This window comes from Streptomyces sp. NPDC007901 (assembly GCF_042959465.1).
In the GTDB taxonomy this organism is placed as follows: domain Bacteria; phylum Actinomycetota; class Actinomycetes; order Streptomycetales; family Streptomycetaceae; genus Streptomyces.
Window position 1 is genome coordinate 877,422 of sequence record NZ_JBIBKW010000003.1, and the last position, 16,401, is coordinate 893,822.

A 16,401-nucleotide genomic window follows, 5' to 3' on the forward strand; every position below is an offset into this window, starting at 1 on the left:
ATGCCCCGCAAGACCGACCGCAAGCCGACGCCGAACCGGCCGAACCCGCTGGACCGGGCGGGCGTGACGTACATCGACTACAAGGACACCGACCTGCTGCGGAAGTTCCTCTCGGACCGCGGCAAGATCCGCAGCCGCCGGGTCACCCGCGTCTCGGCGCAGCAGCAGCGGCTGCTGGCCCGGGCGATCAAGAACGCCCGCGAGATGGCGCTGTTGCCGTACGGGCCTGTCCGCTAGAAGACCGCAGGGGTCATAGGGGCCATAGGGACAATAGGTAGGAACTTCCCTACGCTTGACCAGTAGGGAAGTTCCTACCTATTGTCGTCCCCATGACCACGCACATCACCCACGCCTCCTTCGTCACCCTCCCCGTCACCGACCAGGACCGAGCCCTGCGCTTCTACCGGGACGTCCTCGGCTTCGAGGTCACCGCCGACCTGGAGATGCCGCCCGGACGCTGGCTCCAGGTCGCACCCAGGGGCGCGCAGACCGTGTTCACCCTGTCCGGTCCGGGGATGGGTGATTTCGAGCCCGGGTCCGCGCGGGGGATCATGTTGGTGACGACCGATGTCGACGCCGACTGTGCGCGGCTCGCCGAGGCGGGCACCGACGTACAGGGCCCGGACGCGTTCCCCTGGGGCCGGATGGCCTCCTTCCGGGACCCGGACGGCAACGGTCTGATGCTGCTCACGGAGGCCCAGCCGTAGGGGAGGACCCGGCATGACCGCGACCGGTGCCGTCGAGGACCAGGTCTTCGCCGCGCTCGCCAACGCCACCCGCCGCGAGGTGCTGCGGCTGCTGCGTGACGGCGGGCCGCAGCCGGTCCAGGCCCTGGCCGACCACTTCGACATGCGCCGCCCCAGCCTCTCGGAACACCTCAGGGTGCTCCGGGAGGCCGGCCTCGTCTCCGAGCAGCGCTCCGGCCGGCAGCGCATCTACCGCCTGGAGGCGGCCCCCCTCGCCGACCTGCAGGACTGGCTCCACCCGTACGAGCGGTTCTGGCGCGACCGGTTGAAGAGCCTCGGCGCGCTGCTCGACCGCATGCCCGACGATGATCAGCCATGACGACCGAGCACCCTGGTGACGGCGACCTCACCACCATCCGCGTGGACCAGTTCCTTCCACATCCGCCCGCGAAGGTCTGGCGCGCCCTCACCGAGCCGGACCTGCTCGCGCAGTGGCAGATGCCGGGCGCGGAGAACTTCCGTCCGGAGGTCGGTCACCGGTACCGGATGACCTCGGTGCCGCGTCCCAACACCCGCTTCTCCGGCGTCGTCGACGTGCAGGTTCTCGCCTGCGACCGGGAGCGGATGCTGTCCGTCCAGTGGTCCGATCCCGATCCGGCCAATCTCGCCCACTGGACCATCACATGGACGTTGGAACACGAGGGCCGCGGTACGCGTCTGTTCCTAGTACACGAGGGATTCGATCCGGACGATCCTGCGCAGATGATGGCGCGCACGATCATGGACGGGGGCTGGCGGTCGCATGTCTTCGCAGCTCTGGGGCAGACGCTGGAACGGGTTGAGTAAAGCGGACGTCAAAGCTGTAACCGCAGGAACACCCCGCGTGCACGTGCATCTGCTCATGCATCTGCACATGAACAGGGTTATGATCCGGGTCAGTTGACTAGAGCATCAATGGTCACATCAGCCAGTTAGTGCACCACCGGGGAGCGACCTGTGAACCTCGACGTTGACGGCGTGTACGGGGGGTTTGACGTGTACAACGGCATGGCTGCCACGCAGCTGGACGGAGTGGCCTGGCAGAAGAGCAGGCACAGCAACTCGCAGGGTTCCTGTGTGGAGTTCGCCCGGTTGCCGGGCGGCGACGTTGCGGTCCGCAACTCGCGCTTCCCGGACGGGCCGGCGCTCGTCTACACGCGCGCAGAGATAGAGGCGATGCTGCTCGGCGTCAAGGACGGCGAGTTCGACCACCTGATCACGAGCTGAGCCGCGGCCGCTCCCGGGGCAACTCCGGGCAATCGTCGTACAACGCTCGGTAACGCGCGTAGAAACCCGGCATCCCACGATGCCGGGTTCGGCTACTCGTCCGGCTGGAGCCGGAACAGCGCCCAGACGACCTTGCCGTTGAGGTTGCCGGCCAGCGGGTGCCAGCCCCAGCTGTCGCTGAAGGAGTCGACCAGGAACAGCCCGCGGCCCGACTCGGCGGAGAAGTCGTCGGAGTCGCGGGGGGCCGGGGTCTCGTGGCTCGGGTCGCGCACCGCGCACACCAGCCGCTCGGTCCACCGCATCAGATGCAGCCGCACGGCCGGCGCCTGCGGCGCGGCGAGACAGTCGGTCTCGCCGGGCACCGCGTGCCGCAGGGCGTTGGTGACAAGCTCGGAGACGACGAGACAGACGTCGTCGAAGCGGTCGCCGACATCCCACTGGTCGAGGGTTCTGCGGGTGAACCGACGTGCTTCGCGTACGGCTTCGTGACGGGCGGGCAGGGCGCAGGAGGCGGCGCTGGACACGGCCGCGGGGTCGAGCGGCGGAAGGCCCTGCCGTAATGGCTTGAGCATGGTCGATCCATTCGTCCCCATGCGAGGCACTCCCGGGAATTCGCGGTCGTTGCGATGCAGCGGTGGCGCGGGACCATGGTTTCGGAAGCGCACAGCAGATGCAAGGGCAGATGCACGTGCACGCGACCGAATTGGACCCTCCCGTACCGCTTGTTGGCCATTTTTTCCGCCAACTTGCAGCCCTTGGCTCACTACCTGCTTGCAACTTCCTGTGCTTAAACTTTGGCCGCTTTCCGTTTCCGTAACCGGACGAGTACTGCTCGAAGTGTTTTAGTGGCAGACTGCGGGCCCTGAAGACGGTTGGGGAGGCTGGCGAACGTGAGCGCGGGAGAGCCCGGATCGGTGGTGCGGCGCATGCTGCTCGGCTCGCAACTCAGGCGACTGCGCGAGGCCCGGGGGATCACCCGCGAGGCCGCGGGGTACTCGATCCGTGCCTCCGAGTCGAAGATCAGTCGCATGGAGCTGGGCCGGGTGAGCTTCAAGACCAGGGACGTGGAAGACCTGCTGACGCTGTACGGCATCACCGACGAGGCGGAGCGCGAGCAGCTCGTGTCCCTCGCCCGCGAGGCCAACGTGGCGGGCTGGTGGCACAGCTACTCGGACGTCCTGCCGACCTGGTTCCCCACCTATGTCGGCCTGGAGGGCGCGGCGCATCTGATCCGCGCGTACGAGGTGCAGTTCGTGCACGGCCTCCTGCAGACCGAGGCCTACGCGCGCGCCGTGGTGCGGCGCGGTATGAAGGGGGCCAGCGAGGCCGATGTCGAGCGCCGGGTCACCCTGCGCATGGAGCGGCAGAAGTACCTGGTGTCCGAAAACGCCCCCGACTTCCACATCGTTCTCGACGAGGCCGCCCTGCGCCGGCCCTACGGCGACCGCGAGGTGATGCGGGGTCAGCTCCAGCACCTCGTCGAGATCTCCGAGCGGTCCAACGTACGACTGCAGATCATGCCGTTCAGCTTCGGCGGGCACTCCGGGGAGGGCGGCTCCTTCACCCTCCTCAGCTTCCCGGAGTCGGACCTCTCCGACGTGGTCTACCTGGAGCAGCTCACCAGCGCCCTCTACCTGGACAAACGCGAGGACGTCGCCCAGTACGAGCAGGCTCTGAAGGAACTCCAGCAGGACAGCCCGGGACCGGACGAGAGCCGGGACCTGCTGCGGGGCCTCCTCCAACTTTCCTAGGGCTCTCCCCAGAAGTTCGCTCTCTGTCCCCAACTCCCCTGTAGCACAAGTACGATGACGCGTGATCAGACCGTGATGTTGATCATGTCTGCTAGTGATTTGGGGATCACATGTCGTCGTACTTCACCGACCTGGCCCAGCAGTACATCGACGGCGAGTGGCGCCCGGGGACCGGTTCCTGGGACATCATCGACTTCAATCCGTACGACGGTGAGAAGCTCGCGTCGATCACGATAGCCGCGGTCGAGGAGATAGATCAGGCCTACCAGGCCGCCGCGCGCGCCCAGAAGAAGTGGGCCGCCACCAACCCCTACGCCCGCCGGGCCGTCTTCGAGAAGGCGCTGCGCCTCATCGAGGAGCGCGAGGCGGAGATCACCGAGGCGATCATCGCCGAGCTCGGCGGCACTCATCTGAAGGCCGGCTTCGAGCTGCACCTCGCCAAGGAGTTCCTGCGCGAGTCGATCCAGTGGGCGCTGCGCCCCGAGGGCAAGATCCTGCCCTCGCCGGTGGACGGCAAGGAGAACCGCCTCTACCGCGTGCCCGTCGGTGTCGTGGGCGTGATCAGCCCCTTCAACTTCCCCTTCCTGCTGTCGATCAAGTCGGTCGCCCCGGCGCTCGCGCTCGGCAACGGCGTGGTCCTCAAGCCGCACCAGAACACCCCGATCGTCGGCGGCACCCTGGTCGCGAAGCTCTTCGAGGACGCGGGCCTGCCGGGCGGCCTGCTCAACGTCGTCGTCACCGACATCGCGGAGATCGGCGACGCCTTCATCGAGCACCCGATCCCCAAGGTCATCTCCTTCACCGGCTCCGACAAGGTCGGCCGCCACGTGGCCACCGTCTGCGCCTCGCTCTTCAAGCGCTCGGTGCTCGAACTGGGCGGCAACAGCGCGATCGTGGTCCTCGACGACGCCGACATCGACTACGCGGTCGACGCGGCGGTCTTCAGCCGGTACGTCCACCAGGGCCAGGTCTGCATGGCCGCCAACCGCGTCCTGGTCGACCGGTCGATCGCCGACGTGTTCACCGAGAAGTTCGTCGCCAAGGTGAAGACCCTCAAGTCCGGCGACCCGCGCGATCCGCAGACCATCATCGGCCCGGTGATCAACTCCCAGCAGGCGGAGTCGCTTTCGGCCACCGTCGAGCAGGCCGTCGCCGAGGGCGCCACCGCCCTGGTGCACGGCACCACCACCGACAACCTGGTCGAGCCGTCGGTCCTCACCGGCGTCCCCGCCGACTCCGACCTGCTCCGCCAGGAGGTCTTCGGCCCGGTTGCCTTCCTCATCCCGTTCGACGGCGAGGAGGAGGCCGTACGCATCGTCAACGACACCCCGTACGGGCTCAGCGGCGCGGTCCACACCGGGGACATCGAGCGGGGCGTGGCCTTCGCCAAGCAGATCGACACCGGCATGTTCCACGTCAACGACGGCACCGTCCACGACGAGCCGCTCGTCCCCTTCGGCGGTGAGAAGCACTCCGGCATCGGCCGCCTGAACGGCGAGACGACCGTGGAGTCCTTCACCACGGTGAAGTGGATCTCGGTGCAGCACGGGCGCAGCGGCTTCCCGTTCTAGCCCCTCTTCATGAGTTCGGCCCCGGCGGGCCCTTTAGGACGCGATCTGTCCTAAGGGGCCCGTAGCTTCGGTCGTGTCAGGGAAACACGACCTGAGGAAAGGCGGCCGGTCATGGTCACTCACGTTCCCGCGGAAGCACAGGGCGACGAGCGCGGAGCACTGCTCTCCTTCATCGAGGAGCAGCGCGGCGGCATCCGCCGGGCCCTGCTCGGCCTCACCGACGAGCAGGCGTCGAGCAAACCCAGCGCGAGCGAGCTGCCCCTGGCGGGCCTGCTCAAGCACTGCGCCGAGGTCGAGCAGAGCTGGATCGCGCGGGCCAAGCAGGAGCCGCCGGCGATCCAGCGCGACCAGTCGAACTGGCACGAGACCTTCCAGCTGGTCGGCGACGAGACGGTGGCCTCCCAGCTCGCCCACTGGGAGCAGGTCGCCGCCGAGACGGAGAAGTTCATCCGCTCCGTCCCCAGCCTCGACGACACCTTCCCGCTCCCCGAGGCCCCCTGGTTCCCGAAGGGCAGTGTCTCCATGCGCTGGGTCTGCCTCCACCTCGTCCGCGAGACCGCCCGCCACGCCGGCCACGCCGACATCATCCGCGAGTCCCTGGACGGGAAGACGGCCTTCGAGCTGGTGGCACTGGAACAGGGCGCGTAAGCGCCCCCGAAGGGGCGCGGGGCTGTATCGATATGCGGCTCCGCCGCGTGGGCGCGACCGGCCACGACGGCGCGGCAGACGGCAGGCGGCGGCACAATTGCGGCACTCCCGGCGGAGCGTTCAGTGGTGGAAGCTGGTGGCCGCGTCCTTGTCGTGGGTCAGGGGATGCGGCTGCCGGCGCAGTCCGGGCAGCAGTCGGGTCAGGTCCTCGACGAACAGGTCGGCCAGGTCCTTCGAGAAGCCGTTGCGGCACACCACCCGCAGCACGGACAGGTCCTCCCGGTTGGCCGGGAAGGTGTACGCGGGCACCAGCCAGCCGTTCTCGCGCAGCCGCCGGGACACGTCGAAGACGTCGTACGCCGTCACGTGGTCGGCGGTGGTGAAGGCGAACACGGGCAGTTCGTCGCCGCGCGTCAGCAGCCGGAAGTCGCCGAGCGCCTCGATGCGTTCGGCGAGCCCGGTCGCCACGTCCCGGGACGCCTGCTGCACCGCGCGGTAGCCGTCCCGGCCGAGCCGCAGGAACGTGTAGTACTGCGCGACCACCTGGGCGCCGGGGCGGGAGAAGTTGAGGGCGAAGGTGGGCATGTCGCCGCCCAGGTAGTTGACCCGGAAGACGAGTTCCTCGGGCAGCGCCTCCTTGTCCCGCCACAGCGCCCAGCCGACGCCCGGGTAGACCAGGCCGTACTTGTGCCCCGAGGTGTTGATCGACGCCACGCGCGGGAGGCGGAAGTCCCACACCAGGTCCGGGTCGAGGAAGGGCGCCACCATCCCGCCGGACGCGCCGTCCACATGGACCGGGACGTCGATCCCGGTGCGCTCCTGGAGGGCGTCCAGGGCGGCGCAGAGGTCGGCGACCGGCTCGTAGGACCCGTCGAAGGTGGAGCCGAGGATGGCGACGACCCCGATGGTGTTCTCGTCGCAGAGGTCGGCGGCGGCCTGCGCGTCCAGGTGGTAGCGGTCGCCCTCCATGGGCACGAACCGGGGCTCCACCTCCCAGAAGGTGCAGAACTTCTCCCAGCAGACCTGGACGTTGATGCCCATGATCAGATTCGGCCGGGCGCCGCCCGGATAGCGGTCGGTGTTGCGCTGCATCCAACGCCGCTTCAGCGCCATCCCGGCGAGCATGCAGGCCTCGCTGGAACCGGTCGTCGAACAGCCGATGGTGTTGGCCGGATCCGGCGCGTTCCACAGGTCGGCGAGCATCGCCACGCACCGCCGCTCCAGTTCGGCGGTGCGCGGGTACTCGTCCTTGTCGATCATGTTCTTGTCGTCGCACTCCGCCATCAGGACGCCGGCCTGCGGCTCCATCCAGGTGGTGACGAACGTGGCCAGATTCAGCCGGGCGTTGCCGTCCAGCATCAGCTCGTCGTGCACCAGCTGATAGGCGGTCATGGGCGGCAGCGGGCCCTCCGGCAGCCGGTGCGTGGGCGGGGCCTCGGCCATGCCGGCGACCGGGTTCGCCTCACCGAAGAACGGGTTGACGGACATGGGGCGCTCTTGGTGCTTCTGGGAACCTTTGTGGAGCGGCATGAAGGGTGCCTCCTAGAGGAATTCACGACTCACGATTCATGACTCACAGGGATCAACGCAGGGCCGTACCGTCCGCCCGCAGCTGCATTCTGGGCCGCCCGGTCACCATCAGCCACGCGGGCAGCGACGCGACGCACAGCAGCGCGACGATGCTCGGCGAGGCCACCAGCACCGCGGCCGTGAACAGGCTCACCCAGCCCTGGCGGGTGATCGCCAACAGCATGCCCAGCACACCCGCCGCCACGCTCGCCGAGGGCTGGACCGCGGGCACCAGGGCGTGGGCGCACAGCCCGAAGGCCGCGCCGATGAACACCGACGGGAAGATCCGGCCGCCGCGGAAACCGCAGGAGGCGGCCATCAGCAGCGCGGCCAGCTTGACGACCGCCATCCCGGCGAACTGCCCGGCCGACCAGCCCTCGGGGTCCTTCGCCAGCTCCGCGACCTCGTCCAGCCCCTTGAAGAGCGTCAGATGGCCGCCCAGCGCCCCCAGCAGGCCCAGCACCAGCCCGCCGGCCGGAAGGGCCACCATGGGGTGCCCGAGGCGCCGGAATGCGCCGTGGACGTACGGGAAGGCGTAGACGGCGCACATGCCGAGCAGCGCGGCCGCGGGGGCGACCACCAGGGCCCCCAGCAGATCGGGCCAGCGCGGGCGGCTGAGCGCGGGCAGCCCGAGGTCCAGCGTCGGACGGCTCACCAGGGCGGTCGTCATCGCGCCCGCCCCCGCGGCCATCAGCGGCCCGAAGAGGTTGTCCCACAACGCCCCCTTCAGCGGTTTCCCGGCCAGCGCCTCGGAGATGACCAGGGCCGCCGCCACCGGCGTACCGAACAGCGCGCCGAGCGTCGCCGCGTCGGCCAGCGCGGGCCACAGCGAGTTCGGCAGCCGGGGCATCGCGAGCCGCCCCAGCCACAGCGCGAGCCCGACGTTGACGGCGATGAGCGGGTTCTCCGGACCGAGGCTCGGCCCGCCCGCCAGCATCAGCACGGTCGCCAGGACCAGCCCCGGCAGCACGGCCGGCGGCATCGCCACCGCCTCCAGCCCCAGGGTGGCCGGATCCGGCCCGGCGTGCCCGGGCACCTTCCACACCACCAGCCCCACCGCGATACCGGTGGCCGTCAGCATCACGACCATCCACAGCACCGAGTACCGTCCGATGCCCAGCGCGTCCGGCAGGTTGTTCCACAGCACGTGCTGCAGCCGCTCGGCCAGCGAGCTCACCAGCAGGAACAGCAGACTGCCGCCGACCCCGACGACCAGAGCGGGCAGGATCAGCGGCAGCAGGGCACGCGCGGGGGCCGAGGGCGGGGTGGGGAGCGCCTGGTGCGCGGTGTCCTGGGCCACGGGCCCACCATAAGCGGGCAAAACCGGCACAACATCCTGAACGAAACCGGCTTGCACCTCACGTGACGTGAGGCCCCAGGGTGGAGCGCGGAAAGGAGCGGAAGTGAACTACTCCGTAGGACAGGTCGCCGGGTTCGCCGGCGTGACCGTGCGCACCCTGCACCACTACGACGAGATCGGCCTGCTGGTCCCGGGCGAGCGCAGCACCGCGGGCCACCGGCGCTACGGCGATGCCGACCTCGAACGGCTCCAGCGGATCCTGTTCTACCGGGAGCTCGGCTTCCCGCTCGAGGAGGTCGCGGCCCTGCTCGACGACCCGGAGGCGGACCCGCGCGCACACCTGCGCCGGCAGCACGAACTGCTGACCGCCCGGATCGAGAAGCTGCAGCGGATGGCCGCGGCCGTGGAGCACGCCATGGAGGCACGCAGGATGGGCATCAACCTCACCCCCGAGGAACGCTTCGAGGTCTTCGGCGACAAGGACCCGGACCAGCACGCCGAGGAGGCCGAACAGCGCTGGGGCGGCACCGAGGCCTACGCCGAGTCGCAGCGCCGCGCGGCCCGCTACACCAAGGCCGACTGGCAGCGCATGAAGGCCGAGGTCGACGACTGGAGCGCGCGTTACGCCGCCCTGGTGACCGGCGCCGAGCCGCCGACCGGCGAGCGCGCCATGGACCTCGCCGAGGAGCACCGGCAGCACATCTCGGCCTGGTTCTACGACTGCCCGTACGCCCTGCACCGCGGCCTCGCCGAGATGTACGTCTCCGACGAGCGCTTCAAGGCGTTCTACGACTCGATGGCCCCCGGTCTGGCCGAGCACCTGAAGGAGGCCATCGAGGCGAACGCGGCCCGGCACACGGTCTGACTAGACGGCTCTGTCGATGATCACGGCCGTCCCGTAGGCGCACACCTCGGTCCCGACGTCCGCCGCCTCGGTCACGTCGAACCGGAAGGCCAGCACGGCGTTGGCACCCCGCGCGCGTGCCTGCTCGACGAGCCGGTCCATGGCCTGGTTACGGGTCTGCACCAGCGTTTTCGTCAGCCCCTTCAGCTCGCCGCCGATCATCGACTTCAGACCCGCGCCGATCTGACTGCCCAGGTGCCGGGAGCGCACGGTCAGCCCGAAGACCTCGCCGATGACCTCGCGCACCCGGTACCCGGGAACGTCGTTCGTGGTGACGACCAGCACATCCGGCTGCGGCCCCTGGCCGCCGCCGTACTCTTCGATACCCATGTCCACAGCCATTCCCCAGGCCGGGCACAGTGCATCCAGGTTCCACCCATGGAACCTGGGGTGGACACATTGCGTTGATAGCTTTGTGCGCCCGCACATGGAACGCGTAGTGCCCTCACCCCTCAGGAGCCCGGAACCGTGACGACCGGAACCACGATGACGCTCGCTCTCGGCCCGAGCTGGTTGGATCCGAACCAACTTCTCGACTCGTTCGGCATCTGGGGCCTGCTCCTGGTGGTCTTCGCCGAGTCCGGCCTCCTGATCGGCTTCTTCCTCCCGGGCGACTCCCTGCTGTTCACCTGCGGCCTGCTGATCACCTCGCACCAGCTGGACTTCCCCCTGTGGGGCGCCGTCGCCCTGATCTGCGTCGCCGCGATCCTCGGCGACCAGGCGGGCTTCATGTTCGGCAAGAAGGTCGGCCCGTCCCTCTTCAACCGCCCGGACTCCCGCCTCTTCAAGCAGGAGAACGTCGCCAAGGCGCACGAGTTCTTCGAGAAGCACGGCCCGAAGTCCCTGGTCCTGGCCCGCTTCGTCCCCGTGATCCGCACGTTCACGCCGATCATCGCCGGCGTCAGCGGCATGAAGTACCGCTCGTTCCTGACCTTCAACGTCATCGGCGGCATCCTCTGGGGCGCCGGCGTCACCCTGCTCGGCTCCTGGCTCGGCAAGATCGACTTCGTCAAGAACAACATCGAGGCGATCCTGATCCTGATCGTCCTCGTCTCGGTGATCCCGATCATCATCGAGTTCCTCCGCGCCCGCTCCAAGGCCAAGAAGGAAGCGGCCCAGCAGCCGCCGCTCCCGCAGCCCCCGGCGTACCCGGTGATGGACGACGCGACGACGCAGCTGCGCAGGATCGAGCCGCAGTACGTGCAGCCGCAGCAGCCCCAGCAGCAGTACTACGACCAGAACGGCTACTACAACCAGCAGTACCCGTACAACGAGGACCAGTACCGCGCCCCGTAGGGGCGCGGGGCTGCATTGAATGTGCGGCTGCCGCCGCGTGGGCGCGACCAGCCCCGACGCACCCGCACCCGGCGTCCTGCCTGAACCCCCTGCCCAGTGGGCGCTCAGAACCCCCTCGTCCGCTTGGCAGCCCGCCGCTTCCCCGCCGACCCCACCCGCAGGGTCAACCGGGAGATCTCCGACCCCAGGTTGACCCCGATGGCGATCGCCATGGCCAGGGACGCCGCCTTGGCCAGCGACACCAGCCCCTTGTCGACCTCGTTCTGGGCCATCGACAACAGCCCGAAATACGTCGCCGACCCCGGCAGCAGCGGCCCGATCGCCGCCGTCGTGTACGGCAGCGCGGACGCGAACCGGAACCGGGACAGCAGCTGCCCGAACAACCCCACCAGCCCCGCCGCGACAGCCGTGGAGGCGACCGGTGAGATCCCCCCGGCGTAGTGCATCGCACCGTAGACCGACCAGGCCACACCCCCGTTGAGGGTCACGGCCAGCACGGTGGATCGTTCCTGCTGGAGCAGTACGGCGAAGGTCAGCGACAGCACCATCGACGCGGCGATCTGCAGCAGCGGCCGTTGGGAGGTGTTGAGCGCGACATCGGGATTGAGCCGGCCGCCCAGTTTCAGGCCGAAGTACAGGACCGTCAGCACCCCGATGACGATGCCGACGAAGAAGTACATGACCTCCAGCAGCCGCGCGGACGCGGTGATGTAGAAGCCGGTCAGCCCGTCCTGGACGCCCGCGACGAGGGCCCGCCCGGGCAGCAGCGCGAACAGCCCACCGGTGACGACGGCGGACGCCGCGACGTCGATGTGGGCGAGCGCGAACGCCACCCCGATCGCGGCCGGCGGCATCGCGGCGATCATGAACTGGTAGAACTCCGGCAGCCCCCGCCCCGCGCACAGCCACGCCAGCCGGTCGCCGAGCATCGCGCCCACCGCCGCCGCCACGAACACCAGCAGGTCACCGCCGACGAGCACGGAGGCCGCCCCGGCCAGCAGCCCGCTCGCGGCGGTCAGCGCCCAGCCGGGGTACGGGTGCCGGTTGCGGCGGATCTCCGCGAGCCGCCGGTAGGCCTCCTCCAGGGAGACATGGGCCTCGGGGTCGGTGAGGTCGTCCACGAGCCGGAAGACGGCGGCCAGCCGCGTGTAGTCGGTCCCGCGCCGCCGCACCGTCCGGGACGCGGTCACCGGGTCGTCGACCAGCGAGGGCTGGTACGAGATCGCCAGCAGCGTGAAGGTGACGTTCGGCTCGCACCGGTCGAGGCCGTAGGACCGGCAGACCGCGAACATCGCGGCCTCCACGTCCTCCGCGCCCTCCCCGCCGGCCAGCAGCAGCTCCCCGATACGCAGCGTCAGGTCGAGCACGCGCGGGACGGCCGGACCGCCCTCCTCCGCCTTCTGCACGGGTTCCGGCGCCGGCCGCTCGGCCACCGGCATGCGCAGCATGGTGCGCATCCGGTCCTGCCAGGGCGCGTCCTTGACGAGACTCACGGCGGGAAACCCGGAGGCGGGCGTGAAGACCGGCGGGGCGTCCTCGGCGCTGTAGGTGCTCGGCGTGCTGAACGCCGACCGCTCCGGCTCGGCACTCACCGGCTGCCGCGCCGCCAGCCCCTCCGGCACGGCGAACTCGGACGTGGTCTCGGGTTCACCGCCGCCCTCGGGGACCGCGATGCCCGCCGGCACGGCGAACTCGGACGTGATCTCCGGGTCGTACCGCGCCTCGTCCGAGGTGGGCTTGCGGTCCTCCGCCTCCGTCACGGTCGTAACGCTCCCTGAACGACGTCTTCACGTAGGCCTCAGTATGCGCAGAGCACACAGCGGACACGAAAAACGGGCCGCACGCGCGCGTGCGGCCCGTTTCCCGGGTACGGCCTGCCGGGGGGTCTCAGTGACCGCCGGACTCCTTGAAGCGCTTGTAGGACCGCTCGATCTCCACCTCGGCGTCGGTGCGGCCGACCCAGTTGGCGCCCTCGACGGACTTGCCGGGCTCCAGGTCCTTGTAGACCTCGAAGAAGTGCTGGATCTCCAGGCGGTCGAACTCCGACACGTGGTGGATGTCGCGCAGGTGCTCCACACGCGGGTCCGTGGCCGGAACGCACAGCAGCTTGTCGTCGCCGCCGGCCTCGTCCGTCATCCGGAACATGCCGATCGCGCGGCACTTGATCAGGCAGCCCGGGAACGTGGGCTCGTCCAGGATGACCAGCGCGTCCAGCGGGTCGCCGTCCTCGCCGAGAGTGTTCTCGACGAAGCCGTAGTCGGTCGGGTAGGCGGTCGAGGTGAAGAGACGACGGTCCAGGCGGATCCGACCGGTCTCGTGGTCCACCTCGTACTTGTTCCGCGAACCCTTCGGGATCTCGATCGTGACGTCGAACTCCACCGGTGGCTCCTCCATGATCAACACATAGTTCTGGTGGTTAAGTGTCCCTCACGCAGGTGTGTGATCGCGAAAGGGGCTGGTGGTCGTGCCAGAGCTGAGGTCGTGGCAGTCCGCGAAACCGCGTGTGCGGAAGATCGCGGGCGCCGTACGACCGCGTCTGGCACGCGCCGCGACCGTCACGAAACCGCAGGTGGCGCGGTTGCGGCGGGCAGTGGGACCGCAGCTCGCACGCGTCACGCGCGCGACGGGACCCCGGCTGGCCACCCTGGTCCGCCCCCCTCGTCCCCGGACCCTCAAGACCTGGCAGTACACGGCGGGCGCCGCCACGGCCGGGCTCGCGCTGGCCGCCGGTGTGGTGACCGCGGCGGGCCCCTGGGACGCCACCGGCCAGCGTACGGCCGAGCGGGACCGGGCGGCCGCGCTGGAACGGACGGGTGGCGCAGATCACGGCTCCGGTGCGGACTCCGTCACAGCCGACGGCGAGCCCAGCCCCGCGCCCAGCGCCGGGTCGGTCCTGACGGGCCTGGGCGGCGCCACGAACACCGTGAAGTCCGCCCCCAGCGGCCGGCCCGCCGGGATCTCCGGAACGGCCGTCACGGACGTCCTGAAGCCCATGCTGGCCGATGCGGCACTCGGCCGCACCCGCACCGCCGTGGTCGTCGACGTGGCCACCGGCAGGCGCCTGTACGCCTCCGGCGCCGACACGGCCCTCACCCCCGCCTCCACCACCAAGATCGCCACGGCCGTCGCCGCCCTCCACGCCCTCGGCCCCGACCACCGCCTCACCACGCGCGTGGCCCTCGAACCCGGCACCAGGGAGGTCGTCCTGGTCGGCGGCGGCGACCCCACCCTGACCGCGCACAAGGACGCGGAAGGCTGGGCCGGCCTGCGCACCCTCGCCGCCGAGACCGCGAAATCGCTCACCGCGCGGGGCATCAAACAGATCACGCTCTCGTACGACACCACGCTCTACACCGGCTCCGACCTGCACCCCATCGGCGTCAACGACAACCTCGCGCGCGTGAGCCCGCTGATGGCCGACGAGGGCCGCACCGACGACTCCACCGAGGGGCCGGTGACCCGGGTGAGCGACCCGGCGGCCGACGCGGCACGGAAGTTCGCGGGCTTCCTGCAGGCCGCCGGCATCAAGACCTCGTCCCCCGGCACCTCCAAGGCCAGCAGCCGGGCCGCCACCCTCGCCACCGTCTCCTCGCCGCCGCTGTCCTCGATCGTCGAACGCATGCTGACCAACAGCGACAACGACATCGCCGAGGCCCTGGCCCGGCAGACGGCGCTGGCCAGCGGCAGGCCGGCGAGCTTCGACGGGGGAGCGGCCGCCATCGACGCCCAACTGACCAGGCTGGGCCTGCCGATGACCGGCGCCTCCTTCCACGACGGCAGCGGCCTCAACCGCGACGACCGGCTCACCGCGAACCTCCTCACCGCGCTGCTCGCCAAGGCCGCCGACGCGGACCGGCCGGGCCTGCGCCCGGTCCTCACCGGCCTCCCCGTGGCCGGTTTCACGGGCACCCTGACCAGCCGTTACGCGGACGGCGCGGCAGGCGTCGTCCGTGCGAAGACCGGCACCCTGACCGGCGTCAACACGCTGGCGGGCACGGTCGTCGACAAGGACGGCCGCCTGCTGGCCTTCGCCTTCCTCACCTCGGACACGACGAGCCCGGAGGAGGCACAGGCGGCACTGGACCGGACGGCGACGGCGCTGGCGGGGCTGTAGCCCATGACACAAGTCACGCGAAGCTCACCAACCTCCACGGCCTGCCCGAAGGGGGACCGCTCACGTACGGTTGACGCATGACGAGCATCGGTGGCGCTGCCTCATCAGGGATGGTCGACTGGAATCTCGCGGTGGCGACCGCGACCCGGCTCGTGCGGCCGGGCCCCGAGGTGAGCCGGGACGAGGCCCGGACCATCGTCGCGGAGCTGCGGCGGCACGCGAAGGCCTCGGAGGAACACGTCCGGGGCTTCACTCGTATGGGGACCGGCGACGTCCACGACACGCCCGTTCTGGTGGTGGACCGCCCCGGCTGGGTCAAGGCCAACGTCGCCGGGTTCCGGGAACTGCTCAAGCCGCTCCTCGACAAGATGCAGGAGCGGCGGGCCGGCAGCCCGGGCGGCGCGGTGCTCGGCGCGGTCGGCGGCAAGGTCACCGGCGTCGAACTGGGCATGCTGCTGTCGTTCCTGTCGTCCCGGGTCCTCGGCCAGTACGAGACCTTCGCCCCCGCCTCCCGCGACCTCCCGGCGGGCGAGAACGGCGGCGGCCGGCTGCTGCTCGTCGCCCCCAACATCGTCCACGTGGAGCGCGAACTCGAGGTCAAGCCCCACGACTTCCGGCTCTGGGTCTGCCTGCACGAGGAGACGCACCGCACCCAGTTCTCGGCGGTGCCCTGGCTGCGTGCCCATCTGGAGGGCGAGATCCAGTCGTTCCTCTCGGAGACCGACGTCGACCCGATGACCGTCCTCGAACGCATCCGGGACGCCGCCCAGTCCCTCGCCGGCAGCCGCCCCGAGGCCGAGGAGGACGACGGCGGACGGTCGTTCGTCGAACTGGTGCAGACCCCCGCCCAGCGCGAGATCCTCGGCCGGCTCACCGCCGTCATGTCCCTCCTGGAGGGCCACGCCGACTTCGTGATGGACGGCGTCGGACCGGCTGTCGTGCCGACCGTCGCGGAGATCCGCGAGAAGTTCCAGCAGCGGCGCGCCAAGGGCGCCTCCCGGCTGGACATGACCCTGCGCAAGCTGCTCGGACTCGACGCCAAGCTGCGCCAGTACCGCGACGGCGAACGCTTCGTGCGGGCCGTCGTCGACCAGGTCGGCATGGACGGCTTCAACCGGGTGTGGACCTCGCCGAACACCCTGCCGACCAAGGCGGAGATCGCCAAACCGGCGGACTGGGTCGCGCGGGTGCACCGCAAGGCCGAGTCGTGAACCAGCGGACGTGTGTCGTGAACCAGCGGATGTGTGGTGAACCGAATCCGGCCCGCGGCAGGCGAACGCCCCTTCAATCACCCGT

The 16,401-nt window shown here is 70.0% G+C and carries 18 protein-coding genes; 12 read left to right on the plus strand and 6 right to left on the minus strand.

Annotated features, from left to right (window positions below):
* The 5 genes from rpsR to ACFZDK_RS14270 all read left to right on the plus strand — a co-directional run bounded on the left by rpsR (position 1) and on the right by ACFZDK_RS14270 (position 1,952).
* A complete protein-coding gene (gene rpsR, locus ACFZDK_RS14250) occupies positions 1-237 on the plus strand; it encodes a 30S ribosomal protein S18 (protein WP_390972368.1) in 237 nt (78 codons plus the stop codon).
* Positions 238-329: 92 nt separating this feature from the next.
* The gene (locus ACFZDK_RS14255; RefSeq protein WP_390972370.1) at positions 330-707 is read left to right on the plus strand and encodes a VOC family protein; all 378 of its coding nucleotides are present in this window, start codon (positions 330-332) and stop codon (positions 705-707) included.
* 13 nt (positions 708-720) lie between these two features.
* Positions 721-1,065 (plus strand): metalloregulator ArsR/SmtB family transcription factor, encoded by a 345-nt coding sequence (locus ACFZDK_RS14260; protein WP_390972372.1) that lies wholly within the window; start codon positions 721-723, stop codon positions 1,063-1,065.
* Positions 1,062-1,532 (plus strand): SRPBCC domain-containing protein, encoded by a 471-nt coding sequence (locus ACFZDK_RS14265; protein ID WP_390972374.1) that lies wholly within the window; start codon positions 1,062-1,064, stop codon positions 1,530-1,532. The genes ACFZDK_RS14260 and ACFZDK_RS14265 overlap by 4 nt, the downstream gene beginning before the upstream one ends.
* Positions 1,533-1,733: 201 nt before the next feature.
* Positions 1,734-1,952, plus strand: a complete 219-nt coding sequence (locus ACFZDK_RS14270; protein ID WP_089100703.1) for a DUF397 domain-containing protein — start codon at positions 1,734-1,736, stop codon at positions 1,950-1,952.
* Positions 1,953-2,044: 92 nt separating this feature from the next.
* Here ACFZDK_RS14270 and ACFZDK_RS14275 read toward each other — a convergent pair whose 3' ends face one another.
* The gene (locus ACFZDK_RS14275; RefSeq protein ID WP_390972376.1) at positions 2,045-2,545 is read right to left on the minus strand and encodes an ATP-binding protein; all 501 of its coding nucleotides are present in this window, start codon (positions 2,543-2,545) and stop codon (positions 2,045-2,047) included.
* A 333-nt stretch (positions 2,546-2,878) separates the two neighbouring features.
* On the opposite strand from ACFZDK_RS14275, the gene ACFZDK_RS14280 reads away from it, so the two are divergent.
* The 3 genes from ACFZDK_RS14280 to ACFZDK_RS14290 all read left to right on the plus strand — a co-directional run bounded on the left by ACFZDK_RS14280 (position 2,879) and on the right by ACFZDK_RS14290 (position 5,922).
* Positions 2,879-3,703, plus strand: coding sequence for a helix-turn-helix transcriptional regulator (locus ACFZDK_RS14280; RefSeq protein WP_359206852.1), 825 nt, complete (start codon positions 2,879-2,881; stop codon positions 3,701-3,703).
* Positions 3,704-3,813: 110 nt separating this feature from the next.
* A complete protein-coding gene (locus ACFZDK_RS14285; protein ID WP_390972378.1) occupies positions 3,814-5,274 on the plus strand; it encodes an aldehyde dehydrogenase family protein in 1,461 nt (486 codons plus the stop codon).
* A gap of 111 nt (positions 5,275-5,385) precedes the next feature.
* Entirely contained in the window at positions 5,386-5,922 is a 537-nt protein-coding gene (locus ACFZDK_RS14290; protein WP_390972380.1) for a DinB family protein, read from the plus strand.
* A 120-nt stretch (positions 5,923-6,042) separates the two neighbouring features.
* Here ACFZDK_RS14290 and ACFZDK_RS14295 read toward each other — a convergent pair whose 3' ends face one another.
* Positions 6,043-7,452 carry a glutamate decarboxylase gene (locus ACFZDK_RS14295; protein WP_390972381.1) on the minus strand — a complete coding sequence of 470 codons (1,410 nt, stop codon included), beginning with the start codon at positions 7,450-7,452 and terminating at the stop codon, positions 6,043-6,045.
* A 52-nt stretch (positions 7,453-7,504) separates the two neighbouring features.
* Positions 7,505-8,791 carry an ion channel protein gene (locus ACFZDK_RS14300; protein WP_390972382.1) on the minus strand — a complete coding sequence of 429 codons (1,287 nt, stop codon included), beginning with the start codon at positions 8,789-8,791 and terminating at the stop codon, positions 7,505-7,507.
* A gap of 103 nt (positions 8,792-8,894) precedes the next feature.
* On the opposite strand from ACFZDK_RS14300, the gene ACFZDK_RS14305 reads away from it, so the two are divergent.
* Entirely contained in the window at positions 8,895-9,656 is a 762-nt protein-coding gene (locus tag ACFZDK_RS14305) for a TipAS antibiotic-recognition domain-containing protein (RefSeq protein WP_390972384.1), read from the plus strand.
* On the opposite strand, the gene ACFZDK_RS14310 is transcribed toward ACFZDK_RS14305, so the two are convergent.
* Positions 9,657-10,025 carry a YbjQ family protein gene (locus ACFZDK_RS14310; protein WP_355727081.1) on the minus strand — a complete coding sequence of 123 codons (369 nt, stop codon included), beginning with the start codon at positions 10,023-10,025 and terminating at the stop codon, positions 9,657-9,659.
* A 138-nt stretch (positions 10,026-10,163) separates the two neighbouring features.
* Here ACFZDK_RS14310 and ACFZDK_RS14315 point away from each other — a divergent pair, with 138 nt between their 5' ends.
* Positions 10,164-10,991 (plus strand): VTT domain-containing protein, encoded by an 828-nt coding sequence (locus tag ACFZDK_RS14315; protein WP_390972385.1) that lies wholly within the window; start codon positions 10,164-10,166, stop codon positions 10,989-10,991.
* Positions 10,992-11,095: 104 nt separating this feature from the next.
* Here ACFZDK_RS14315 and ACFZDK_RS14320 read toward each other — a convergent pair whose 3' ends face one another.
* Positions 11,096-12,751 (minus strand): threonine/serine exporter family protein, encoded by a 1,656-nt coding sequence (locus tag ACFZDK_RS14320; protein ID WP_390972387.1) that lies wholly within the window; start codon positions 12,749-12,751, stop codon positions 11,096-11,098.
* Between the two features lie 127 nt (positions 12,752-12,878).
* Positions 12,879-13,370 (minus strand): inorganic diphosphatase, encoded by a 492-nt coding sequence (locus ACFZDK_RS14325; protein ID WP_089099927.1) that lies wholly within the window; start codon positions 13,368-13,370, stop codon positions 12,879-12,881.
* A 79-nt stretch (positions 13,371-13,449) separates the two neighbouring features.
* On the opposite strand from ACFZDK_RS14325, the gene dacB reads away from it, so the two are divergent.
* Positions 13,450-15,105, plus strand: coding sequence for a D-alanyl-D-alanine carboxypeptidase/D-alanyl-D-alanine-endopeptidase (dacB, locus tag ACFZDK_RS14330; RefSeq protein WP_390972389.1), 1,656 nt, complete (start codon positions 13,450-13,452; stop codon positions 15,103-15,105).
* Between the two features lie 77 nt (positions 15,106-15,182).
* Complete coding sequence (locus ACFZDK_RS14335; protein ID WP_390972391.1) at positions 15,183-16,316, plus strand: zinc-dependent metalloprotease; 1,134 nt, start codon at positions 15,183-15,185, stop codon at positions 16,314-16,316.
* Positions 16,317-16,401 lie beyond the last annotated feature (85 nt).